This window comes from Bradyrhizobium sp. MI1.3 (assembly GCF_055811695.1).
Map to the genome: position 1 here is coordinate 13,492 of NZ_JBVVPQ010000013.1, position 22,977 is coordinate 36,468.

The following is a 22,977-nucleotide window of genomic DNA, read 5'->3' on the forward strand; positions in this document are numbered from 1 at the left end:
GTATCAACATCAACGCCACTGCACGCTCGCTTCTGCTGTCGGAATTCGTCTCGGCGTTCTTCCTCGCCATGCGCTATTTCTTCCAGCCGAAGCCGACGCTGAACTATCCCTTCGAGAAGGGGCCGATCTCGCCACGCTTCCGCGGCGAGCATGCGTTGCGGCGCTATCCGAACGGTGAAGAGCGCTGCATCGCCTGCAAGCTGTGCGAAGCGGTTTGCCCGGCCCAGGCCATCACCATCGAGGCCGGTCCGCGCCGCAACGACGGCACCCGCCGGACCGTGCGCTACGACATCGACATGGTGAAGTGCATCTATTGCGGCCTCTGCCAGGAAGCCTGTCCGGTCGATGCCATCGTCGAAGGTCCGAACTTCGAGTTCGCGACCGAGACCCGCGAGGAACTGTTCTATGACAAGGCCAAGCTGCTCGCCAATGGCGACCGCTGGGAACGCGAGATCGCGAAAGCGATCGAACTCGACGCGCCGTACCGGTGAGATGAGAGCATGATCCTTCCCGCGCTGTTCTTCTATCTGTTCGCCGGCGTCTGCGTCGCCTCGGCGGTGATGGTGATTGTCTCGCGCAATCCCGTGCACTCCGTGCTGTACCTGATCCTGGCCTTCGTCAACGCCTCCGGCCTGTTCGTGTTGATGGGCGCCGAATTCCTCGCGATGATCCTGATCGTCGTCTATGTCGGCGCGGTCGCGGTGCTGTTCCTGTTCGTGATCATGATGCTCGACGTCGACTTCCTCGAGCTGCGCGAGGGCTTCATCGAATACCTGCCGGTCGGCCTCGTGATCGGCGGCATCTTCCTGTTCGAGCTGCTGCTCACGGTCGGCTTCTGGGTCATCAACCCCGGCGTCGCCAAGACGATCACGGCGGCGATCCCGACCAACGTCTCCAATACCGAGGCGCTGGGCCTGGTGCTCTATACCAAGTACATCCACTACTTCCAGCTTTCGGGCATGGTGCTGCTGGTCGCGATGATCGGCGCCATCGTGCTGACGCTGCGGCACAAGGCGAGCGTCAAGCGGCAGGACATCAACGTTCAGAACGCGCGCACGCCCGAAATAGCGATGGCGATACGCAAGGTGACGCCGGGGCAGGGGCTCCAGGATTCTGACGCGGCGGAGTGGGTGAAATGATGATCGGGCTCGGACACTATCTTGCGGTCGGCGCGATCCTGTTCACGCTCGGGATCCTCGGCATCTTCCTGAATCGCAAGAACATCATCGTCATCCTGATGTCGATCGAGCTGATCCTGCTCGCGGTCAACGTCAACCTCGTGGCGTTCTCGACCTTCCTCGGCGACATCGTCGGGCAGGTGTTCGCGCTCCTGGTGCTCACCGTCGCGGCCGCTGAAGCCGCGATCGGTCTCGCCATCCTGGTGGTCTATTTCCGCAACCGCGGCTCGATCGCGGTTGAGGACGTCAATCTGATGAAGGGCTGATCGCATGATCCGGAAAAGTGGATACCGGTTTTCCGACCAGATCATGCGGAAAGATTAAATCATGGTCCAGGCAATCGTCTTCCTGCCTCTGCTGGGCGCCATTCTGGCCGGCTTGATCGCGCTTTTCGGCGCGCATGCCCGCAACCCCTCGGGCGACACGGTCGAGCATCACGATGATCACGGCCATGGCGCACACGCCCATGCGTCCGACACGATCAATGAGGATGCGTCGGTCATCCACGAGACACATCACGAGCCCGGCGACGGCCACGATGACCACCACGTCTCCCAGCCGCCCGCGGCGGGCTCGCGCGGCGCCGAGCTGATCACCACGGCATTGCTGTTCGTGTCGGCGGCGCTGTCCTGGATGACGCTGGTCGATGTCGGCTTCATGCACCATGACATGCGCATTCCGCTGCTGCCGTGGATCCTCTCCGGCGATCTCCAGGTCTACTGGACGCTGCGGGTCGACACGCTCACCGCCGTGATGCTGGTGGTGGTGACCACCGTGTCCTCGCTCGTGCACCTCTATTCCATCGGCTACATGGACGAGGACCCGAACCGGCCGCGCTTCTTCGGCTATCTCTCGCTGTTCACCTTCGCCATGCTGATGCTGGTGACCGCGGACAATCTCGTGCAGCTGTTCTTCGGCTGGGAAGGCGTGGGTCTGGCGAGCTACCTCTTGATCGGTTTCTGGTACCAGAAGCCGTCGGCGAACGCTGCCGCCATCAAGGCCTTCGTGGTCAACCGCGTCGGCGACTTTGGTTTTGCGCTCGGCATTTTCGCGATCTTCCTGCTGGCCGGCTCGACCGATTTCGAGACCATCTTCCATGCTGCGCCCGGCCTGACCGGCAAGACCATCGACTTCCTCGGCTGGCATGCCGACGCACTGACCCTGACCTGCCTGCTGCTGTTCATGGGCGCGATGGGCAAATCGGCGCAGTTCCTGCTGCACACCTGGTTGCCGGACGCGATGGAAGGCCCGACCCCGGTGTCGGCGCTGATCCACGCCGCGACCATGGTCACCGCCGGCGTCTTCATGGTGGCGCGCCTGTCGCCGCTATTCGAGCTCGCGCCGAACGCGCAGGCCGTCGTGATGTTCTTCGGCGCCACCACGGCGTTCTTCGCGGCGACCATCGGCCTCGTCCAGAACGACATCAAGCGCATCGTCGCTTACTCGACCTGTTCGCAGCTCGGTTACATGTTCGTGGCGATGGGAGCAGGGGCCTATTCGGTCGGCATGTTCCATTTGTTCACGCACGCCTTCTTCAAGGCGCTGTTGTTCTTGGGCTCCGGCTCGGTGATTTACGCGATGCACCACGAGCAGGACATCCGCAACATGGGCGGCCTGTGGCGCAAGATCCCCTACACTTACGCGGTGATGGTGGTCGGCACACTCGCGCTCACCGGCTTCCCGCTGACCGCCGGCTATTTCTCCAAGGACGCGATCATCGAGTCTGCCTACGCCTCGCATAATCCATTCGCGATGTACGGCTTCCTGATGACGGTCATCGCGGCCGGCCTGACCTCGTTCTACTCGTGGCGCCTGATCTTCAAGACCTTCCACGGCGAGCCGCATGACGAGCATCACTACGAGGCTGCGCATGAAGCGCCGATCTGGATGCTGATTCCGATCGGTGTGCTCGCGGTCGGCTCCATCCTGGCCGGCTTCCCGTTCAAGGAGCTGTTCGCCGGTCACGGCATCGAGGAGTTCTTCCGCGAATCCGTGAAGATGAACCCGCACATCATCGAGGAGATGCACCACATCCCCGAGACCATCGCCTTCCTGCCGACGGTGATGATGGTGCTGGGCTTCCTGGTGTCGTACCTGTTCTACATCCGCCGGCCTTATCTGCCGGTCGAGCTCGCGAACACGCAGCCGATGCTGTACAAGTTCCTGCTCAACAAATGGTACTTCGACGAGCTCTACGACATCATCTTCGTCCGTCCGGCGAAGTGGATCGGCTACCAGCTCTGGAAGAAGGGCGACGGCTTCATCATCGACGGCCTCGGCCCCGATGGTGTCTCGGCCCGCGTGCTGGACGTCACCCGCAACGTCGTGAAGATCCAGACCGGCTATCTCTACCATTACGCGTTCGCCATGCTGATCGGTGCCGCCGGCCTGATCACCTGGTTCATGTTCGGCTTTGGAGGCCAGTAAATGACGACCTGGCCAATTCTATCTGTCACGACGTTCCTGCCGCTGGTCGGCGCGCTGATCGTCTATCTCAGCCGCGGCGATGACGAGGCGGCGCGGCGCAACTCGCGCTGGATCGCGCTGTGGACCACACTGATCACCTTCGCCGTGTCGGTGATCCTGGTCATGCGCTTCGACGCGTCGAGCGCCGACTTTCAGTTCGTCGAGAAGGCGAACTGGCTCGCCACCGGCATCACCTACCACATGGGCGTGGACGGCATTTCGCTGCCGCTGGTGATCCTGACCACCGCCATCATGCCGTTCTGCATCATCGCGAGCTGGAAGGCGATCACCAACCGCGTCCGCGAATACATGATGGCGTTCCTGATCCTGGAAACGCTGATGGTCGGCACCTTCTCGGCGCTCGATCTCGTGCTGTTCTACCTGTTCTTCGAAGGCGGCCTGATCCCGATGTTCCTGATCATCGGCGTCTGGGGCGGTCCGCGCCGGGTCTATGCGTCCTTCAAGTTCTTCCTCTACACGCTGCTCGGCTCGGTCCTGATGCTGCTCGCCATCATGGCGCTGTACTGGAACGGCGGCACCACCGATATCCCGACCCTGATGCACACCGCCGTGCCGCGCTCGCTGCAGACCTGGGCGTGGCTTGCTTTCTTCGCCTCGTTCGCGGTGAAGATGCCGATGTGGCCGGTGCACACCTGGCTCCCCGACGCCCACGTCGAGGCGCCGACCGCAGGCTCGGTGGTCCTGGCGGCGATCATGCTGAAGATGGGCGGCTACGGCTTCCTGCGTTTCTCGCTGCCGATGTTCCCGCTGGCCTCGCACGACTTCGCGCCGCTGATGTTCACGCTCTCGACCATCGCCATCATCTACACCTCGCTGGTGGCGCTGATGCAGGAGGACATGAAGAAGCTGATCGCGTACTCCTCGGTGGCGCATATGGGCTTCGTCACCATGGGTATCTTTGCCGGTACCATGCAGGGCGTCGCCGGCGGCGTGTTCCAGATGATCTCGCACGGCATCGTCTCCGGCGCGCTGTTCCTCTGCGTCGGCATCGTCTACGACCGCATGCACACCCGCGACATCGCGGCCTATGGCGGCCTCGTCAACCGGATGCCGCTCTACGCGCTGACCTTCATGGTCTTCACCATGGCCAATGTCGGTCTGCCCGGCACCTCCGGCTTCGTCGGCGAATTCATGACGCTGCTCGGCACCTTCAAGGTCTCGATCCCGACCGCGTTCTTCGCCACCTTCGGCGTGATCCTGTCGGCCTGCTACGCGCTGTGGCTCTACCGCAAGGTCGTGTTCGGGGCGCTGGTCAAGCCGTCGCTGATGAGCATGAAGGATCTCACCTTCCGGGAGGGCCTGACGCTGTTCCCGCTGATCGCGCTGACGATCCTGTTCGGCATCTATCCGAAGCCGGTGCTCGACATGTCGGCGGCCTCGGTCCAGCAACTCGTCAACAATTACAACACCGCTGTGACGGCCGTGAAGGCCGCCGCACTGCTCCAGTGAGCGGGCAGGTCAGGATATCGCCATGAGCTTTGAGACTGCAGGTTATCAACTGGCGCCGGTGCTGCCCGAGCTCGTGCTCGCGGTCGGAGCCATGGCACTCCTGATGCTCGGCGCCTATCGCGGGCAGGAGACCACCAAGACGGTCACGACGCTTGCGGTGCTGCTCCTGATCGTGGTCGGCGTGCTCGAATACATGCTGCCCGCGGGCAAGCACGTGACCTTCGGCGGCAGCTTCATCGTCGATGATTTTGCCCGCTTCATGAAAATCCTGGCTCTGATCGGCTCGGCCGTGACGCTGGTGCTGTCGACCGAGTTCCTGTCGGATCCGTCGCGCCGCATCTTCGAATACGCGATCCTGGTGCTGCTCTCGACGCTCGGCATGATGGTGCTGATCTCGGCCGGCGATCTGATCTCGCTCTATCTCGGCCTCGAATTGATGTCGCTGGCGCTCTACGTTGTGGCGGCCTCGAACCGTGACAACGCCAAGTCGACCGAAGCCGGCCTGAAGTATTTCGTGCTCGGCGCGCTTTCGTCGGGCATGCTGCTCTACGGCTCCTCGCTGATTTACGGATTCACCGGCACCGTCGCCTTCACCGGCATCGCGGCGGCCGCGACGATCTCGAATGTCGGCCTGGTGTTCGGCCTGGTCTTCCTGCTCGCCGGCCTTTGCTTCAAGGTCTCGGCCGTGCCGTTCCACATGTGGACGCCCGACGTCTACGAGGGCGCACCGACCCCGGTCACCGCCTTCTTCGCCTCGGCCCCGAAAGTGGCCGCGCTCGCGGTCTTCACGCGCGTCACGCTGACCGCATTCCCGGGGATCGTCTCGCAGTGGCAGCAGATCCTGGTGTTCGTGTCGATCGCCTCGATGGCGCTGGGTTCGTTCGCCGCGATCGGGCAGAGCAACATCAAGCGCCTGATGGCCTATTCCTCGATCGGCCATATGGGCTTTGCCCTGGTCGGCCTCGCCGCAGGCACGGTCGAGGGCGCGCAGGGCGTGCTGATGTACATCGTGATCTATGTCGCGATGACGCTGGGCTCCTTCGCCATCATCCTGGCGATGAAGCGCAACGGCCAGCCGGTCGAGCAGATCAGCGATTTCGCGGGTCTCTCGCGGACCAATCCGCTGCTCGCCTTCATGTTCGCGATGCTGCTGTTCTCGCTCGCCGGCATCCCGCCGCTGGCCGGCTTCTTCGCCAAATGGTACGTCTTCGTCGCCGCCATCAAGGCGAATTTGTTCACGCTCGCCGTTATCGGCGTGCTGACCAGCGTGGTCGGCGCCTACTACTATCTCAGCATCGTCAAGACGATGTATTTCGACGAGCCGGCCGGGCAGGTCGATCCGGTGCGCGTCGAAGTCAAGACGGTGCTGGCGGTTGCGGGTCTGTTCAACATCCTCTTCGCCCTGTTCGCGGGCCCGGTGGTGAGCGTCGCCTCCGCGGCGGCCAAGTCGCTGTTCTAGGATGGCATTCGCGCTCGGTCCTCGTGCGGCGTCGGCGGGCTACAAGCTCGCAGCTTTCGAACGGACCGGCTCGACCAATACCGAGGCGATCGAGCACGCGAGGCGCGGCGAACGCGGCCCGATGTGGTTCGTGACGTCGGAGCAGACCGCCGGCCGTGGCCGCCGCCAGCGCGCCTGGATCGCGCCAAAGGGCAACCTTGCCGCCAGCGTCCTCGAAGTCCTCGACGTCGCCCCTTCCGTCGCCGCGACGATCGGCTTTGCGGCCGGGCTGGCCGAGGAGGCCGCCCTGGAGAAGGTCAGCCTGGAGGCGGCACTGCGCCTTGGCGAGGGCCGTCCCCGCTACACCCTGAAATGGCCGAACGACGTGCTGGCCAGCGGCAAGAAGCTGGTCGGCATCGGCCTGGAGGCCGAAGCCATCGGCGACCGCCTTGCCATCGTCGTCGGCATCGGCACCAACGTCGTCGCCGCGCCCGAGGGCACGCCGACGCCGGCGGTGTCACTGGCCGCGCTCGGCGTCCAGATCAGCGCTGAAGAGCTGTTCTCGGCGCTCTCCGATGCCTGGGTGGAGTTCCGCGGTATCTGGGACAATGGCCGCGGCTTTGCCGAAATTCGCAAATTGTGGCTGGAGCGCGCCGCCGGCCTCGGCGAGCGGGTCGCGATCCACACGGGAGTGATGACGCTGGAAGGCATTTTTGACACGATCGACGACACCGGCTGCCTGATCGTCCGCACTGCGGAGGGCCGGCGCGTGCCGGTGGCCGCGGGCGAGGTGTTCTTCGGCACGGCCGCCTCCGTGGGAGCTGCGTGATGGCGAAGCCTGAAGAACTGGTATTTGCACCGCTCGGCGGCGTCGGCGAGATCGGCATGAATTTGTCGATCTACGGCCTCGGCAACCGCCAGCAGCGGGCCTGGCTGGCGATCGATCTCGGCGTCTCCTTCGGCGACGAGGAGCATCTGCCGGGCATCGACCTGATCATGCCCGACGTCAGCTTCCTGGAGAAGGAACGCAAGAACCTGATGGGGCTGGTGCTGACCCACGCCCATGAGGACCATTTCGGCGCCATCATCGACCTGTGGCCGAAGCTGAAATGCCCGATCTACGCGACGCAGTTCAGCGCCGCGCTGTTCGAGGCCAAGTGTGCCGCCGAGCGCAATGCGCCGAAGATCCCGGTGACGGTGGTGCCGTCGGGCGGGCGCGTCGATATCGGCCCGTTCAACGTCGAGTTCATTCCGGTCGCGCATTCGATTCCGGAGTCGCATGCGTTGGCGATTCACACCGACGTCGGGACGGTGCTGCACACCGGCGACTGGAAGATCGATCCGACCCCGATCATCGGCCGCCCGACCGACGAAAAGCGGCTGCGGGAGCTCGGCGATGCGGGCCTGCTCGCCCTGATCGGCGATTCCACCAACGCCGTGCGCGACGGCCGCTCACCCTCGGAAGCCGAGGTTGCCAGGTCCATCACCGAGCTCGTCAAGGCCGCCAAGGGCCGCGTCGCAGTCACGACCTTTGCCTCCAACGTCGCGCGTCTGAAGGCCGTCGCCATCGCTGCGAAGGCCGCCGACCGTGAGGTCGTCGTGGTCGGCCGCGCCATGGAACGCGTGGTGCAGGTCGCCCGCGAGACCGGCTATCTCGACGGCGTGCAGAGTTTCCGCTCCGCCGAGGTCTACGGTCATCTGCCGCAGGACAAGGTGCTGGCGCTTTGCACCGGCAGCCAGGGCGAGCCCCGTGCCGCGCTGGCGCGGATCGCCAATGACGACCATCCCGAGATCACGCTCAACCGCGGCGACAGCGTGATCTTCTCCTCGCGCACCATTCCCGGCAACGAGAAGGCGGTCGGCGCGATCATCAATGGCCTGGTCTTGCAGGGCGTGGAGGTCATCACCGACCGCGACCAGCTGGTCCATGTCTCCGGCCATCCCCGCCGCGACGAATTGCGCGACATGATCGCCTGGACCAGGCCGCAGCTCCTGATCCCGGTCCACGGCGAGGCCCTGCACCTGAACGAGCACGCCAAGCTCGCGCGTGCCGCCGGCGTGCCGCGCGTGCTGGTCTGCCGCAACGGCGACCTCGTCAAGCTCGGCCCCGGCGATCCCGGCATCATTGGGCAGGTGCCTGCGGGCCGTCTCTACAAGGACGGCACGATTCTGGAGGACTCCAAGTCCCGCGCCGTGGTGGAGCGGCGCCGCATGGCCTTCTCCGGCTGCGCCTTCGTCGCCATTGCCATGACGCAGCAAGGTGAACTCGTCGACGATCCCGAGGTCGATCTGATCGGCATCCCCGAGAAGAACAAAGCGGGCGAGCCCTTCGACGACATCGTCTTCGACGCCGTGGTCTCCACCATCGAAGGTCTGCCGAAGGCGCGCCGTCGCGACGCGGATGCGCTGGCTGAATCTGTGCGACGCGCTGTCCGTTCGGTGATCAACGAACATTGGGGTAAGAAGCCCCCCTGTCTGGTACATGTGCTGACAGTGTAACGGGAGAGAAACATGCTGGGCCGGCTCAATCATGTCGCGATCGCGACCAAGGACGCCGTCAAGGCCGCCAAAATCTATGGCGCCGCATTCGGGGCCCAGATTTCGGAGGCCGTCGCGCTGCCCGAGCATGGCGTCACCACCGTGTTCGCGACGTTGCCCAACACCAAGATCGAGTTCATCGAGCCGCTTGGCGAGGCCTCGCCGATCGCAAAGTTCCTCGACCGCAACGCCGACGGCGGCATCCACCACGTCTGCTATGAGGTGGTCGACATCATCGCCTCGCGCGACACGCTGGTGAAGGAGGGCGCAAGGGTGCTCGGCGACGGCGTGCCGAAGATCGGCGCCCATGGCAAGCCGGTGCTGTTCCTGCACCCGAAGGACTTTTCCGGCGCGCTGGTCGAAATCGAGCAGGCATAGGCCGAAGCCATGGCCATCCAGATCTCAACGGCAATCGCGATCTACTTCGTCATCTGGTGGATCGCGCTGTTCCTGACGCTGCCGTTCGGCGTGCGCAGCCAGCACGAGGACGGCGTCGGAGTGCCGGGCAGCGACCCCGGCGCGCCGATCCTGACGCGGATGAGGAGCAAGCTGATCTGGACCACTATCATCTCGGCGATCATCTACGGGATCGCCATGGTCGCCTATCACGCCGGTTATCTCTCGATCGAACGCCTGTCGAAATTGATGGGCATGCCGTTTTAGGATTTCGTGGTTGGCTTTGTTGGGGGACCAATGACTTTTCAGAGGATCGTCGTCGCGCTTCTGGTGCTGATCGTCGCCGGCCTCGGTGCCATCGGCTATTTCGAGTGGAAGATGGCCGTGCAGGTGCGCACCCTGAAGGCGTTTGTCGAGGGCTACGTTTTCAACGAGGCCGTGATCGCCTGCGAGCAGGCCAAGAGCTCGACGCCGTTCAAATGGAACGGCGGCAAGAGCACCGCGGTGATCGGCCTGAACTCGGTCAAAACAGACAAATACACCGTCAGCGCCAGCTACACGCTGGTGGCGGACAGCGTCTATTGTGATTACGATCCGATCAAAAGAAAGGCCGAGATCGGCTCGAGCTTCCTGGAGCGGGAGTAACGATCCGGCCCCTAGATGGGATGGGATCGTCATGACCGGAGACGGGGCAGGGGATTATCGGATTCTGCATGAGGCTGACTTGCGGGATTATCTCGCAGGCGTTCCGGACCTCGCAGGGACCCTCGGTGGCGAGCCGGCCTCCTGGTCGATCACCGAAGTCGGCGACGGCAATCTCAATCTCGTCTTCATCGTCAAGGGCGGCCGCGGCGGCGTCGCCGTCAAGCAGGCGCTGCCCTATGTCCGCCTCGTCGGCGAAAGCTGGCCACTGCCGCTGTCCCGGGCTCATTACGAATATCTCGCTTTGTCGCGGCAGGCCGAGCTCGCGCCCGGCCTCGTGCCGGCGCTGCTGCATCACAACGAGGCCTTGGCGCTGACAGTGATGGAGCTGCTCGAGCCCCACATCATCATGCGCAAGGGGATGGTTGCGGGGACTCAGTACCCGCGCTTTGTCGATGACATCACCACCTTCATGGCGCGGACCTTGTTCTTCACCTCCGACCTCGCGCTGTCGGCGGCCGAAAAGAAGCAAGCCATCGCAGCCTTCGCCGGCAACCATGCACTGTGCAAGATCACTGAGGATCTGATCTTCACCGATCCCTACCGCATCGCCGAGCAGAACCGCTGGACCGCGCCCTATCTCGATGCGCTCGCCGCAGAGCTCCGCGAGGACATGGACCTGCATGTCGCGATCTCCCGGCTGAAGCTGAAGTTCATGGCCAGCCCCGAGGCGCTGCTCCACGGCGACCTGCACACCGGCTCGATCATGGTCACGGACGGCGAGACGCGGGTGATCGACCCCGAATTCGCATTCTACGGCCCGATGGGTTTCGACGTCGGCGCGGTGCTGGCGAACCTCCTGATGGCTTATTTTGCCTCCGCCGGTCACGAGCGCTCGCCGGGCGAGCGGCGTGCGTTCGAGGCCTGGGTGCTGGAGACGGTCGAGAACGTCTGGAACGCGTTCGCGCGCAAGTTCCTCGAGCTCTGGCGCGCCGGCGCCGCAGGCGATGCCTATCCCGCCTCGCTCTTCGCCGGCGAGACAGGCGCGGCACGACTGGAGGCCGAGCGGCAGGCCTACATGCAGCGGCTGTTTGCGGACACGGTCGGCTTCGCCGCGGCAAAAACCATCCGCCGCATCTTCGGTCTCGCCCACAATATCGATTTCGAGCTGATCGAGGATCCGCGCCGGCGCGCGATCAGCGAAGCACGCGCCGTGCGGCTGGCAAGGACGATGATGCTGGAGACGGGGGCGTTTCCGACCATCGCGGACGTCACCGCCGCAGCGCGAAAATTGCGCGACTGGCAGCCGGAGTTCTAGCGGGCGTCCTCGCAAATCGGCGCGACCCGCGCATACGTCAACCCCTTCAAGGCGCTTGCGCTCGACGTGCCGCGGATGATCAACTCTCGGACCAGAGCACGGCTTGCGTTGTCGGAGGGACCATGATGTTCAGGATAGTGGCGATCGTCGCGGGTTTGGGACTGGCGCTCGTCGCCTCGGCGGAGGCCCAGACGCCGCGCAAGGGCGGAACCATCCGCATGACCGCGCCTTATGGCTCGAGTTTCACCAGCCTGGACATTCTTACCACGCAGCGCGCCCAGGACGAGATCTACGCCAAGGCGTTGCACCGGTCGCTCTACATCTGGAATTCCGCGGAAGGCAAGCCGGTTCTGGAGCTTGCCAAGGAAGATGTGATCTCGGGCGGCGGTCTCGTTCACACCTTCAAGCTGCGCGACGACGCCTATTTCCACAACGGCCGCAAGATGACGGCCGACGACGTCATCTGGACCTACAACCGCATCATGGACGGCACCAAGGCTTATCCCGGCGCGCGTTATGTCCGCGTGATCGAGGGCGCGGCGGCGGTCGAGAAGGGGCAGGCCAAGGAGATCTCCGGCCTGAAGAAAATCGACGACTTTACAATCGAGATGAAGCTGACCGAGAAAGTCGATCCGGGTTTCTACTTCTGGAACGCGATCACGTCGATCTATCCCGCCGACGAAGCCGCCAAGGACAGCTTTCTCCAGAAGCCGATCGGTCTTGGGCCGTTCAAGTTCGTCGAGCACGTGCCGGGATCGCGCATCGTTCTGGAGCGGTGGGACCGGTTCTACAAGGCCGGCAAGCCCTACGCCGACAAGATCATCGTGTCGGTCATGGGCGAGGCCGCGGCACGCGATGTCGCCTTCCGCAACAAGGAGATCGACACCTCGGTGCTGGGACCGGCGCAATATGTCGCCTATCAGAACGACGCCGACCTCAAGGGCACCGTCGTCGAAGTCGCCGAGGTCTTCACCCGCTACATGGGGATGAATCCCGCGTTCAAGCCGTTCGCCGACAAGCGGGTCCGGCAGGCGATCAACTACGCGATCGACACTGACCTGATCATCAACAAGCTGGTCAAGGGCAAGGCCTACCGGGCCACCAGCTGGCTGCCGCTGACCTCTCCCGCCTACGACAAGGCCATGAAGCCCTATGCCTTCGATCCCGCCAAGGCCAAGCAGCTGCTCGCTGACGCCGGGTATCCCACGGGCTTCGAATTCGAATGGACCACCAGCCAGAACGAGAGCTGGGGTCTGCCGATCGTCTCGGCCGTGATCCCGATGCTGGACCGGGTGGGCATCAAGGCCAAGGTCAAGCAGGTCGAGACCGCGGTGCTGGCGGAGGTGGTTCGCAGCGGCGACTACCAGGCCTTCATCTACTCGCAGGCGACCGGACCAGATCCCCAGGCCGCCCTCAAATGCTTCCACTCGGCGACGCCGCAATCAGCCTGCAACTACATGAACTTCAAGAATCCCGAGTTCGACAAGCTGATCGACGAGGCCGGACAGTCCGATGACGCTGCAAAGCGTACCCAGCTGCTGCAAAAGGCCAACGCGCTCCTCTACGAGGAGGCGCCGGTCTGGTTCTTCAACTACAACAAGGCGGTCATGGCGGTGCAGCCGTGGCTCAAGGGAATTCAGCTGAACGCGACGGAACTCACCCATCAGAACGTCGAAGACCTCTGGGTCGACGAGAGCTCGCCCGCGAAGTGACACACGCTCTCGCGCTCCCTCCGTCGAGATGAACGACGGAGGGAGAGAGGAAAACTGCCGATGCTCTCCTTCCTGTTCCGCCGCCTGCTGCAGGCCATTCCGACCGTGCTCGCGGTGGTGGCTCTGGTGTTCGTGCTGTTCAGCGTCGTTCCCGGCAGCATCGTCTCGTCCATGAGCGACGATGCCGATCCGCAGGTCGAGCTGCGCATGAAGAAGCAGCTCGGCCTCGACGATCCCGTCTATGTCCGCTTCGGCGCCTACATCGCCAAGCTTGCAACCGGCGATTTCGGAACGTCGTTCCGCACGCGCGAGCCTGTGACGTTCATGATCGCCAAACGGATATGGCCGACGCTCCAGCTCATCTTCACCGCCATGGCGTTTTCCGTCGTGATCGGCGTTCCCCTGGGATTCATCGCCGCGCTGAAGCCGGGGGGCATCGTCGACACGCTGGCCATGGTCGTGGCGGTATCAGGACTTTCGATCGCCAAATTCTGGCTCGGGCTGGTGCTGATGTATTTGTTTGCGTTGAAGCTCGGCTGGCTGCCGAGTTTCGGCTATGGCGATGGCGGTCTGAAATATCTGATCCTGCCGGCCGTGACGCTCGGCGTCTCGCCGATGGCGCTGTTCGCCCGGACGACACGCGCTGCCGTGCTCGAGATCATGACCGCGGATTTCGTCCGCACCGCGCGCTCCAAGGGCATGAGCGAGACCCGGGTCGTGAAGTGGCATGTGATGCGCAACGCGCTTGTCATCATTCTCACCACCGTCGGCCTGCAGTTCGGCGGGCTGATGGGGCAGGCGGTCGTGGTCGAGAAATTGTATTCCTGGCCGGGCATCGGCTCGCTGCTGGTCGACAGTGTCCTGCAGCGCGACATTCCGGCCGTCCAGGGCTCCATTCTTGTCGTGGTGCTGTCCTTTCTCGCCATCAATCTGCTGATCGACGTGCTCTACGGCGTGATCGATCCCAGGATCAGATACGCATGAAGCTCCGCGCCAATCTCATCATCGGTGGCGCGCTGTTCGCGCTTGCGATCCTGGTCGGCCTGCTCGCGCCCTGGCTGGCGCATACCGATCCTGTCCTGGACGCCAATCTGCTCAACGCGGAAGAGCCTCCGAGCTGGACCTGGTGGTTCGGTACCGACGACCAGGGCCGCGACATCTATTCCCGCGTCGTCTACGGCGCGCGGGTTTCGCTGACGGTCGGCATCGTCTCGCAGCTCATCAACAGCGTCATCGGCGTGGCGCTGGGCCTGAGCGCCGGCTATTGGGGCGGCTGGTGGGACGATGTCGTCAACGGCCTGACCAATCTCATGCTCGCGATTCCCTCGCTGATCTTTGCGCTGGCCATCATGGCGGTGCTCGGCCCCGGGCTGACCAGCCTGCTGATCGCACTCGGCTTGACCAACTGGTCCTTCACGTGCCGGATCGCGCGGGCCTCGGCGCTGTCGCTGAGGAGCCAGGGCTATGTGCAGGCCGCGGCCGTGCTCGGCTACGGCGATCTCCGCATCATGATCACGCAGCTGCTGCCGAACATGTTGGGGCCGATCGTCGTCATCGGCACGCTCGGCATGGGCAGCGCGGTCTTGTCGGAAGCCGCATTGTCGTTCCTCGGCCTCGGCGTCCGCCCGCCGTTTCCGAGCTGGGGCAGCATGTTGTCGGATGCCCGCGATCAGATCACGACGGCGCCGTGGCTCTCGGTGTTTCCCGGCCTTGCCATCTTCCTGACGGTGCTCGGCCTCAATCTGCTCGGCGACGGCCTGCGCGACATTCTCGATCCACAATCGCGGAGCCGGCGCACATGACCGGCGCGCCGCTGATCGAAGTCGAGGATCTGCGTATCGATCTCGACGATGGATCGCGACGCGTTGCGGCGGCCGAGGGCATTTCATTCCGCATCGATCGCGGCGAGACCTTCGGCCTCGTCGGCGAATCCGGCTGCGGCAAGAGCATCACCGCGCTCGCCTTGATTGGTCTGTTGCGGCAGCCTTTGTCGATCGGCGGCGGCGTCATCCGGTTCGAGGGGCGCGAGATCCAGCACCTTTCAGCCGCCCGGCAACGGGATCTGCGCGGCAATCGCATCGCCATGATCTTCCAGGAGCCGATGACGGCGCTGAACCCGGTCTCGCCGGTGGGCCGACAGATCGCCGAGATGTTCGTGCTGCACAAGGGCAAGAGCTGGCGGGAAGCCGACAGACTCGCGGTCGAGGCGCTTGCGAGCGTCCGCGTTCCCGCGCCGGAGCGACGCGTGAAGGATTACCCGCACCAGCTGTCCGGCGGCATGCGCCAGCGCGTGATGATCGCCATCGCACTCGCCTGCGGTCCGGATCTCTTGATCGCCGACGAGCCGACAACGGCGCTCGACGTGACCGTGCAAGCCGAAATCATCGAGCTGATGCGGAATTTGTGCGCCGAGCGGGGAACCGCCATTTTGATGATCAGCCACGATCTCGGGCTGGTCGCCAATGTCTGCCGCCGCGTGGCCGTGATGTATGCCGGCCGCATCGTCGAGGAGCGCGGCTCCGCCGATATTTTCCGGGCACCCTCCCACCCCTATACGCGAGGCCTGGTTGCCTCGCTGCCGCGGCTCGGCAGTCGCGCTGCGCTTGGCCGCAGCCGGCTGACGGAGATCGCGGGGGTGGTCCCGGCCATCACGAATTTCCCCGACGGCTGCCGGTTCAATCCGCGTTGCGCGCAGGCGACCGATATTTGCCGGACCACCGCGCCGGGCGCGGATTTGCTGGAGGCCGGCGGTCTGGTCAGGTGTCATCACCATGCATGAGCCGCAAGACGGGTTGGGTGAGACACGGCCGGACGACGATGTCATTCTCAGCGTCAGGGATCTCGCGGTCCATTTTCCGCTCGGCGGCGGCCTGCTGGGGCGAGGCCGTCGGCTGCTCCGTGCCGTCGACGGCGTCGATCTCACCCTGAAGCGCGGCGAATGCCTCGGCCTCGTCGGCGAGTCCGGCTCCGGCAAGTCGACGGTCGCATTGTCGATCCTTGGTCTCTTGACGCCGACGCGCGGCCGCATCGTGCTGGACGGACAGGTCGTGACGAACAGGCCATCCGGCGATCGAAAGGTGCTGGCGCGCATCGTGCAGATCGTGTTTCAGGATCCCTACGCCTCGCTCAATCCGCGCCAGACCGTTCGCCGCACGCTGGAAGATCCGCTGCGGGTGCATGGCGTCACGGCCACGAGCGAGATCGAGGACCGCGTCGCGAAGATGCTGCGGCATGTGGGCCTGCGGCCGGAGCAGGCGGATCGCTACCCCCATGAATTCTCGGGCGGTCAGCGCCAGCGCATCGGCATTGCGCGTGCGCTGATCCTCAATCCAAAAATCGTCATCTGCGACGAGCCGGTCTCGGCGCTCGACGTCTCGATCCGCGCTCAGATCATCAATCTGCTGCTGGAATTGAAGGAAACGCTCGGTCTCTCCTACATCATGATCAGCCACGATCTCGGCGTCGTCGAGCACATGAGCGACAAGGTCGCCGTGATGTATCTCGGCCGCATCGTCGAGAACGGCCACTGGCGCGAGATTTTCGAACGGCCGGCGCACCCCTACACCCAAGCCCTGATCGCCGCCATCCCCGATCCCTTGCGTCATGCACCCCTGGCGACGACAGGCGGCGACCTTCCCAACCCGCTCAATCCGCCGAATGGATGCGCGTTCAGCCCGCGCTGCCGGTATGCGGAGGCGGCGTGTCGCCGCGAGCCCGGGCCGGGGCTGGAGACGCGTGCTGACGGACATGCGGTGCGATGCTGGCGAGCGGATGAGATTGCGGGGCAGGCGGCGTTGGTGTCGACCGAGGGCGAACATTTTTAGGAAGGAGTGCGAGCGGAAAAATTGGTGAGCCATCCGCTGCGTGGCCAGAAGCGGCAGTTGAGCTGCCCTCAAACACGAGCGACTGAACGCTATAGAAGGCATAGAAAGCGTCTCACGAATGTCAGCGCCGTCTGCGCCACCTCCCGCCAGCCGCTGTTTATGGGCAGCGAGCGGTCGCGTCGCGGAAGTTGGACGAACTCGGTAACAGGGTGCTTATTGCGCTTCTGCCGTTCGTAGGCGGCGCGGGTGACCGATGGCGGGGTGTGGTCGCGCTCGCCGGAGATCGTCAGCAGCGGTCCACGCCCGGCGGCCTCGGCGTCGACGGGAGCCTCGGTCCAGACGGGCAGCTCCAGCACCCCGCGAAACGGAGCCGGTTCGATCGCCACCGTCGCGGCCGAAAGCCCGCGCCCGGCCAGGGTCTGCGCGATCAGCCCGCCAAACGAATGGCCGATCAGCGCCGGGCGGCGGTCCAGCGCCCCCGCGATGCGGGCGAAATGCGCCGCGACCTCGCCGATGGTTTCCGGTGCCGCGGCGCCGCCCAGCTCCGCCGGCCACCCGGGCGCCAACGGAGCATAGCCGGCGGCCTCGAACATTTCGGCCCATCGGTCCCACGAGCTGGGCTTCGACCACAGGCCATGGATGAAGATGACCGGCGGCTTCTGCGATGCGTTGGTCCGCTCGATCATCGCAGCGTCGACGGTCTCCATGATCATGATCAGTGGCCTTCGACCGCGAACAGGATCTCCGAAAAGCCGGTCACTGTTGCCGCGCGGTTCCAGTCCCGCTGCAGTTCGCAGATCAGCTGCACCCAGCTGGTGGGCTGGGCACCGGCTTGGACCAGGCGCAGCAGGCCGGCGTCGTGCGCCTCGCGGGAGGTGCCACCCACCGCGTCGACCACCGGATAGACTTCGAAACCCTCCTGTAGCGCGTCCAGCGCCGGGTGCACGAGGCACACCTCGGTCCAGAGCGCCGTCATGATCAGCTTCTTGCGGCCGGTGTTGCGGACTGCGGCGACGAAGTCCGCGTCCTCCCACGCGTTGATCGAGGTCCGGTCGATTGGCACGACATCCGGAAAAACATCCGATATCTGGTGGATGGTGGGTTGGTTGCGACCGGTGGCGACATTCACGGTAGCGATCACCGTCGGCAGGGCGAATAGCTTCGCGGTCCTGGCCACCGCGGTGATGTTGGCGACGAGGGTCCGCTTGGGCATCGATTGGATCGAGCTGACCTGAACCGGTTGGTAGTCGATGATCACCAAAGCCGCATTATTCGGGGTCAAAAGCTGGTCGGTCTTGGGATCGCGGATGGTGGGGAAGGACGTCATCGGAATTTCCTTTGGATTTGAAGTGCTCTGGAGCAGGTCAGTGGGATGCGGGCGGGGGGACGAAAGCCGTGTCGCTGGGGCCGATCCCGGTCAGACGGACGACCGCACCCTCGGCCCGTGTGAAGGCGAAGTGCGCAACGCCGCCGGGCTCGGTGTAGAGGCCGCCTGCCGTCAATGGCTTGACCGGCGCGTCGGAAACCTTGCTGCCGTAACCGAAGTACCAGGTGCCGGAGATCACCGTGGCGAAGCGGTCGTCGCGGTGGGTGTGCGGTGCGATCGCGGTGTTCGGCGGCACGTGAATTTCGAGCACATACGGGCCGGCCTTGGCGGGGTCGCCCGAGAGCAGCACGGTACGGATAGCAGGCACTCCGGAGGTGCCGGCGCCTGCGCCGGACTGCGGCATTGCCTGCGTCTGCTCCAGCGTCAGAGCGGTCTGACCCAGGTGCCCATTCTCCGCGGCGACGGGCCGTTCCTTGAGGAAGGCCTCGATCGCGGCCGACGTAGCCGCGGGTTGCTCCTCCATCAGCCAGTGCCCGGAGCCTCCGATGACCCGCTCCTGCACGTCGACCGCGCCGGCCTGCATCACCGCCGCCATTGCCGGGCCGAAGGATGCACCGCCCCCAATCGCGAGAACCGGCATGAGCAGCTTGCCGTGCGCCGAGAGCCAGGCGCGGTTGTCGATCGCGTCCTGATCGAAGGCGGCGAACTGGCGGAAGCCGGCGTGCATGCGCCCCGGCGCGGCGTAAAGCTGCGCGTAGTGGGCTCGGGACGCCTCCGGGAAATTGGCCGGATTGGCCGAGAACTCGTTCCAGAACCGGTCGAGATAGATCCGCTCGCGGCCGGCCACCAGGCGCTCCATATCCGGCCCGCCGAACCGGAAGTGCCACAGCAACGGGTTCTTCAGGATTTCTTCCCACGGCCCGACGCCCGGCACCGGCGCATCCATCAGCACCAGGTTCGTCACCCGCCCGGCGTGCCGTGAGGCCAGAGCGAACGCGACCATGTTGCCGATGTCGTGCGCCACGATGTCAGCGCGCGGCGCTTGCAGCGTGTTCATCACGCCGACGATGTCTTCCGCCTGATTGACCTTCTCGAAACCGGCCTCGGCGCGGGCGGAAAGGCCCATGCCCCGCAGATCGGGCACGATCACCGTGTGATTGCGAGCAAGGTTCGTCGCGAGCGGCGCCCACATGTCTCCGGTCTCGCCATAGCCATGCAGCAGCACGACCGTCGGTCCAGACCCGCCGACCCGGACGTGGAGGGTCGTGCCATTGGTCGCGACTTCTTCGGTGTGGAAGGTATTCGGGAAATCCGTGGGCCCGTCGGCCGCTGACGCGGCGGCGGTGCCGGCCAGGATGGCGAGCGCGGCTCCGGTGAGGGCAAACCGGCGAAGCTGGTCGGGGACGTTCATGGGCGATCTCCTGTGTTGGCCTTTTTCGTAGACGCAAAGCTAGACGAGGAAGATCGTTGGGATTAGCTACTATCCAGGCCAAGCATTTTTGACTGGAGCGCAAAGGTGGCAGCAGATACCGCGGACCGTGCCCGGGAACTGGAAGTGTTCTGCGCGGTCATCGACGGCGGCAGCTTCTCGGCTGCGGGCCGCGCGTTTGGACTGACGCCGTCGGCCGTGAGCCGCACTCTGGACCGGGTCGAGCAGCGGCTCGGCGTACGCTTGCTGTTGCGGACGACGCGCGCGTTGACGCCGACTGCGGAAGGCCGCGCCTATCTCAGCGCGGCCCGCCGCATTCTCGCCGATCTCGACGAAGCCGAGCAGGCGATCTCCGACCAGGGTTCGCCGCGCGGCCGCATCCGGGTCAGCGCTGCGGTCTCCCACGGGCGTCTTTGCATCGTGCCTCTGCTTGGCGAGTTCGTACGCCGCTATCCGAACATCGTGGTCGACATCAATCTTGGCGACGGGATCGTTGACGTCGCTGCGGGGCAGGCGGATGTGGCGGTTCGCGGCGGTCCGCTGACTGACAGCGCGCTCACGGCGCGGCGCCTCAGCGAGAACGGCCGAACCATCGTCGCCTCGCCGGACTACCTGGCGCGCTGGGGCGTGCCCGAAACGCCGGAAGACCTCTACAACCACAATTGCCTGAATTTCAGTTTTCGCCGGGCCGAGCCGGTTTGGCCGTTCCGCCGGGACGGAGTCGACTTCGCCCTGAAAGTGCGAGGCGCCATCGAGGCGAGCAGTGGCGAGACACTGGGCCAGCTGGCGCTCGACGGCGTCGGCATCGCCCGTGTCGACAATTTCAGTCTCGGGGACGCGATCGCGGAGGGGCGCCTGGTCCCGCTTCTCGAACCGTTCAATCCTGGTGACAAGGAGATCTTCCACGCCGTCTTCGTCGGCGGGCCGAACATGCCTGCTCGCGTCCGAGTATTCGTGGACTATCTTGTGGAGTGCATGGGCGGCAGTCGTGTTGAGGGAAAACCTGGTTGGCACGCGAGGCGTGGAACGGAATCGGTTTCGACCTGACGCGACGGAGGCGGTCGACGGTTTCGGCTCTCCAGAACCTACGATGTCTGGTGCTATCGATATCCGCCAACGACATGTGAAATGGCGTCGCGGCGAGGCTATCGATTGTCGGTTGAGCCTATCGTCTGACGCCGACCAGACGAGGGCGGGGATTTGCGAGCGCCTTCCCGACGGGCAGGGCACGCAGCCACGCGCGGAAGCTGACGATCTCGGGACAATCCGCGGTACCCTCAGGCGCAATCAGCCAATCACCCAGACCTGATCCCTCATCGACCCGGTCGCGGCGATAGCCCGGATGGTGGCCAAGACCGCGGGCGATCAGCAGATCGACCTTGCCCTCGACCAATTCGTGCAGGCCGGCCGGGTGCAGCACCCGCAGACCAATGTCCGCATGCGCGCTGCGAAACGCCGCCAGTTCGAGGCGCCGCAGATCAAAGCTGCCATGGACCCCCAATTGCAGCAGCACTGCACCAGCCGGTTTCAACTGTGAGGTTGCCTCCGCAATGTGGCGAAAGCCTTCGGAGACCCCGGGCAGATAGGCCTGACCGGCGACGGTGAGGATGAGCTGCTTGTGCAGCCGCTCGAACAGCTGCACGCCGAGGCGCGCCTCCAGCGCCTTCACCTGCTGGCCTACGGCGGCGGGAGTCACGTGCAACTCGTGTGCGGCGAGCTTGAAGCTGAGATGCCGCGCGGCGGCTTCGAACGCGCGGAGCGCGTTGAGTGGGGGAAGGATGTAGGTCATCGGTCTCCATTTTGACACCGATGAGCTGTGGCCTTGCAATAGATTTTCTTGCGCTGAGCCGCAGCGATGATGCTTTGCGAAGCGGTGACGGCGCCGGATACGGTCGACCTGCAATCCGGAGAAATCCTATGTCCCCAGCTCACATCGTCAGCCACAATCCCGCAACGGTCCATGCTCCCGCCGGCGGCTACTGCATGGGACTTGAACTGACGCAGCATCGCCGCCTGTTGTTCATCAGCGGCCAGGTGCCCCAGAGATCCGACGGCACCGTCCCTGACGGTTTTGAGGCGCAGTGCGAGCAGGCCTGGCGCAATTTGATCGAGGTGCTCGCCGCCGCGGGCCTTGGCGTCGCGCATCTGGTCAAGGTCACCACGTTCCTGACCGACCGCGCTCAACTCGTGACCAACCGCTCGATTCGTCGCGCGATGCTGGGCGAACACCAGCCCGCGCTGACGGTCGTGATTGTCGAGACCGTTGACAGCAAATGGCTGCTGGAGATCGAGGCGATCGCCGCGGAGTGAGACCGGCCGACTTTGCAATGAGCCAATCATATCAGGTGTCCCATGGCTGAGATCATCCATCCGTTTTACGAAGCCCATCGCGGTGCAATGGAGGCCGCTATGCGCGAGCGGCTCGACTTGGCCGAAGCGATGTTGCGCGAGCGCGCGCAGCTTTCCGAGATCGACGGCATCAGGCGGGAAGTGATGGACGAATTCGAGATCGTGCTCACCCAGATGCCCTATGTCGGCGGCGCGGCAAGCCGCATGAGCGATTTCTTCATGCGGTTGATGGGGTTCATGGCCATCAGCCGGGTGCTGCGGCGCCACGGCGTGCCGGTGCCTGTGATCGGCGAGATCGAGCGGGAAACCTACAAGGCGCAATTGCTCACCGTATCGGAAGCGGAGCGTCTTGCCTCGGGTCGTCAGTTCATGTCGCCGGAGAACCTGGCCCTGCTACGCGAGCAGGCGGCGAGAAGCACGACCGAAAGCCATCAGACCGAATTTCCGGAAGATTTCGTCTATGATTTCGTCGAGCCTGATACGGGTGACAGTTTTGAATTCGGCATCAACTACAAGGCTTGCGGCTTCTGCAAGCTCGCGGCGCGCCATGGAGACAAGGACGTCCTGCCGAACATCTGCGGGCTCGATTTCGTCGCCTACGCAGCGCGAGGCATCCGCCTGGAGAGGACACAGACGCTAGCGGGCGGTGCGAGCCACTGCAATTTCCGGTTCTCGCGGCTTGGGGTGGATGGGAAAGCGGAGAGTTAGGCCGCGGTCCTCATGCTCTGCGGATGAAGGTGAGGCTCGATTGCCCCTGCTGTCACCTCGTCATTGCGAGCGCAGCGAAGCAATCCAGAATCTTTCCGCGGCGGCAGTCTGGATTTGGTAGCGGGGGGGGCCAATTAGCGGTTTGGGGGACACGATCGGGACACGAACACAAAACGTTCACC

23 protein-coding genes and 1 pseudogene are annotated in these 22,977 nt (G+C 64.4%); 20 read left to right on the forward strand and 4 right to left on the reverse strand.

Going from position 1 to position 22,977, the window contains the following annotated elements; all coding sequences use genetic code 11:
* Positions 1-2: 2 nt before the first annotated feature.
* From nuoI to AC0L3A_RS12060, 17 genes are all read left to right on the forward strand, one after another.
* A complete protein-coding gene (gene nuoI / locus AC0L3A_RS11980; RefSeq protein WP_026232873.1) occupies positions 3-491 on the forward strand; it encodes an NADH-quinone oxidoreductase subunit NuoI in 489 nt (162 codons plus the stop codon).
* Positions 492-500: 9 nt separating this feature from the next.
* Positions 501-1,139 carry an NADH-quinone oxidoreductase subunit J gene (locus tag AC0L3A_RS11985; RefSeq protein WP_007603557.1) on the forward strand — a complete coding sequence of 213 codons (639 nt, stop codon included), beginning with the start codon at positions 501-503 and terminating at the stop codon, positions 1,137-1,139.
* The gene (gene nuoK / locus AC0L3A_RS11990; RefSeq protein ID WP_473254400.1) at positions 1,136-1,444 is read left to right on the forward strand and encodes an NADH-quinone oxidoreductase subunit NuoK; all 309 of its coding nucleotides are present in this window, start codon (positions 1,136-1,138) and stop codon (positions 1,442-1,444) included. Before AC0L3A_RS11985 ends, nuoK begins: the two co-directional genes overlap by 4 nt.
* Positions 1,445-1,505: 61 nt before the next feature.
* Positions 1,506-3,605, forward strand: a complete 2,100-nt coding sequence (gene nuoL / locus AC0L3A_RS11995; RefSeq protein WP_473254401.1) for an NADH-quinone oxidoreductase subunit L — start codon at positions 1,506-1,508, stop codon at positions 3,603-3,605.
* The gene (locus AC0L3A_RS12000) at positions 3,606-5,114 is read left to right on the forward strand and encodes an NADH-quinone oxidoreductase subunit M (protein WP_007603561.1); all 1,509 of its coding nucleotides are present in this window, start codon (positions 3,606-3,608) and stop codon (positions 5,112-5,114) included.
* A 22-nt stretch (positions 5,115-5,136) separates the two neighbouring features.
* Positions 5,137-6,573, forward strand: a complete 1,437-nt coding sequence (nuoN, locus tag AC0L3A_RS12005; RefSeq protein WP_007603562.1) for an NADH-quinone oxidoreductase subunit NuoN — start codon at positions 5,137-5,139, stop codon at positions 6,571-6,573.
* Between the two features lies 1 nt (position 6,574).
* Positions 6,575-7,381, forward strand: a complete 807-nt coding sequence (locus AC0L3A_RS12010; RefSeq protein ID WP_007603563.1) for a biotin--[acetyl-CoA-carboxylase] ligase — start codon at positions 6,575-6,577, stop codon at positions 7,379-7,381.
* Positions 7,381-9,051 (forward strand): ribonuclease J, encoded by a 1,671-nt coding sequence (locus AC0L3A_RS12015; RefSeq protein ID WP_007603564.1) that lies wholly within the window; start codon positions 7,381-7,383, stop codon positions 9,049-9,051. Before AC0L3A_RS12010 ends, AC0L3A_RS12015 begins: the two co-directional genes overlap by 1 nt.
* Before the next feature lie 12 nt (positions 9,052-9,063).
* Positions 9,064-9,468 carry a methylmalonyl-CoA epimerase gene (gene mce, locus AC0L3A_RS12020; protein WP_007603572.1) on the forward strand — a complete coding sequence of 135 codons (405 nt, stop codon included), beginning with the start codon at positions 9,064-9,066 and terminating at the stop codon, positions 9,466-9,468.
* 9 nt (positions 9,469-9,477) lie between these two features.
* On the forward strand, positions 9,478-9,753 hold the full coding sequence (locus AC0L3A_RS12025; protein ID WP_007603573.1) for a DUF1467 family protein: 276 nt from the start codon (positions 9,478-9,480) through the stop codon (positions 9,751-9,753).
* 30 nt (positions 9,754-9,783) lie between these two features.
* On the forward strand, positions 9,784-10,131 hold the full coding sequence (locus tag AC0L3A_RS12030) for a hypothetical protein (RefSeq protein WP_007603574.1): 348 nt from the start codon (positions 9,784-9,786) through the stop codon (positions 10,129-10,131).
* A gap of 31 nt (positions 10,132-10,162) precedes the next feature.
* A complete protein-coding gene (gene mtnK / locus AC0L3A_RS12035) occupies positions 10,163-11,446 on the forward strand; it encodes an S-methyl-5-thioribose kinase (protein ID WP_007603577.1) in 1,284 nt (427 codons plus the stop codon).
* A 122-nt stretch (positions 11,447-11,568) separates the two neighbouring features.
* Positions 11,569-13,158, forward strand: coding sequence for an ABC transporter substrate-binding protein (locus AC0L3A_RS12040; RefSeq protein ID WP_088941256.1), 1,590 nt, complete (start codon positions 11,569-11,571; stop codon positions 13,156-13,158).
* A gap of 60 nt (positions 13,159-13,218) precedes the next feature.
* Positions 13,219-14,142, forward strand: coding sequence for an ABC transporter permease (locus AC0L3A_RS12045; RefSeq protein ID WP_473254402.1), 924 nt, complete (start codon positions 13,219-13,221; stop codon positions 14,140-14,142).
* Positions 14,139-14,960 (forward strand): ABC transporter permease, encoded by an 822-nt coding sequence (locus AC0L3A_RS12050; protein ID WP_473254403.1) that lies wholly within the window; start codon positions 14,139-14,141, stop codon positions 14,958-14,960. Before AC0L3A_RS12045 ends, AC0L3A_RS12050 begins: the two co-directional genes overlap by 4 nt.
* Positions 14,957-15,937, forward strand: coding sequence for an ABC transporter ATP-binding protein (locus AC0L3A_RS12055; RefSeq protein ID WP_473254404.1), 981 nt, complete (start codon positions 14,957-14,959; stop codon positions 15,935-15,937). The genes AC0L3A_RS12050 and AC0L3A_RS12055 overlap by 4 nt, the downstream gene beginning before the upstream one ends.
* On the forward strand, positions 15,930-16,982 hold the full coding sequence (locus AC0L3A_RS12060; protein ID WP_473254405.1) for an ABC transporter ATP-binding protein: 1,053 nt from the start codon (positions 15,930-15,932) through the stop codon (positions 16,980-16,982). Before AC0L3A_RS12055 ends, AC0L3A_RS12060 begins: the two co-directional genes overlap by 8 nt.
* 89 nt (positions 16,983-17,071) lie before the next feature.
* Here the strand turns inward: AC0L3A_RS12060 and AC0L3A_RS12065 are convergent, their stop codons facing one another.
* The 3 genes and pseudogenes from AC0L3A_RS12065 to AC0L3A_RS12075 form a co-directional block, all read right to left on the reverse strand.
* A complete protein-coding gene (locus AC0L3A_RS12065; RefSeq protein ID WP_007603583.1) occupies positions 17,072-17,695 on the reverse strand; it encodes an alpha/beta hydrolase in 624 nt (207 codons plus the stop codon).
* Between the two features lie 2 nt (positions 17,696-17,697).
* Positions 17,698-18,309, reverse strand: coding sequence for a hydrolase (locus AC0L3A_RS12070; RefSeq protein ID WP_473254406.1), 612 nt, complete (start codon positions 18,307-18,309; stop codon positions 17,698-17,700).
* A gap of 475 nt (positions 18,310-18,784) precedes the next feature.
* Positions 18,785-19,720, reverse strand: a pseudogene (locus tag AC0L3A_RS12075) (alpha/beta fold hydrolase); the annotation flags it as partial.
* A 105-nt stretch (positions 19,721-19,825) separates the two neighbouring features.
* On the opposite strand from AC0L3A_RS12075, the gene AC0L3A_RS12080 reads away from it, so the two are divergent.
* A complete protein-coding gene (locus AC0L3A_RS12080) occupies positions 19,826-20,785 on the forward strand; it encodes a LysR family transcriptional regulator (RefSeq protein WP_473254407.1) in 960 nt (319 codons plus the stop codon).
* A 118-nt stretch (positions 20,786-20,903) separates the two neighbouring features.
* On the opposite strand, the gene AC0L3A_RS12085 is transcribed toward AC0L3A_RS12080, so the two are convergent.
* Positions 20,904-21,527 (reverse strand): LysR family transcriptional regulator, encoded by a 624-nt coding sequence (locus AC0L3A_RS12085; RefSeq protein ID WP_473254408.1) that lies wholly within the window; start codon positions 21,525-21,527, stop codon positions 20,904-20,906.
* Positions 21,528-21,655: 128 nt separating this feature from the next.
* Here AC0L3A_RS12085 and AC0L3A_RS12090 point away from each other — a divergent pair, with 128 nt between their 5' ends.
* Entirely contained in the window at positions 21,656-22,048 is a 393-nt protein-coding gene (locus tag AC0L3A_RS12090; RefSeq protein WP_219682210.1) for a RidA family protein, read from the forward strand.
* Between the two features lie 42 nt (positions 22,049-22,090).
* Positions 22,091-22,795 carry an L-2-amino-thiazoline-4-carboxylic acid hydrolase gene (locus AC0L3A_RS12095; protein ID WP_473254409.1) on the forward strand — a complete coding sequence of 235 codons (705 nt, stop codon included), beginning with the start codon at positions 22,091-22,093 and terminating at the stop codon, positions 22,793-22,795.
* Positions 22,796-22,977: the final 182 nt, after the last annotated feature.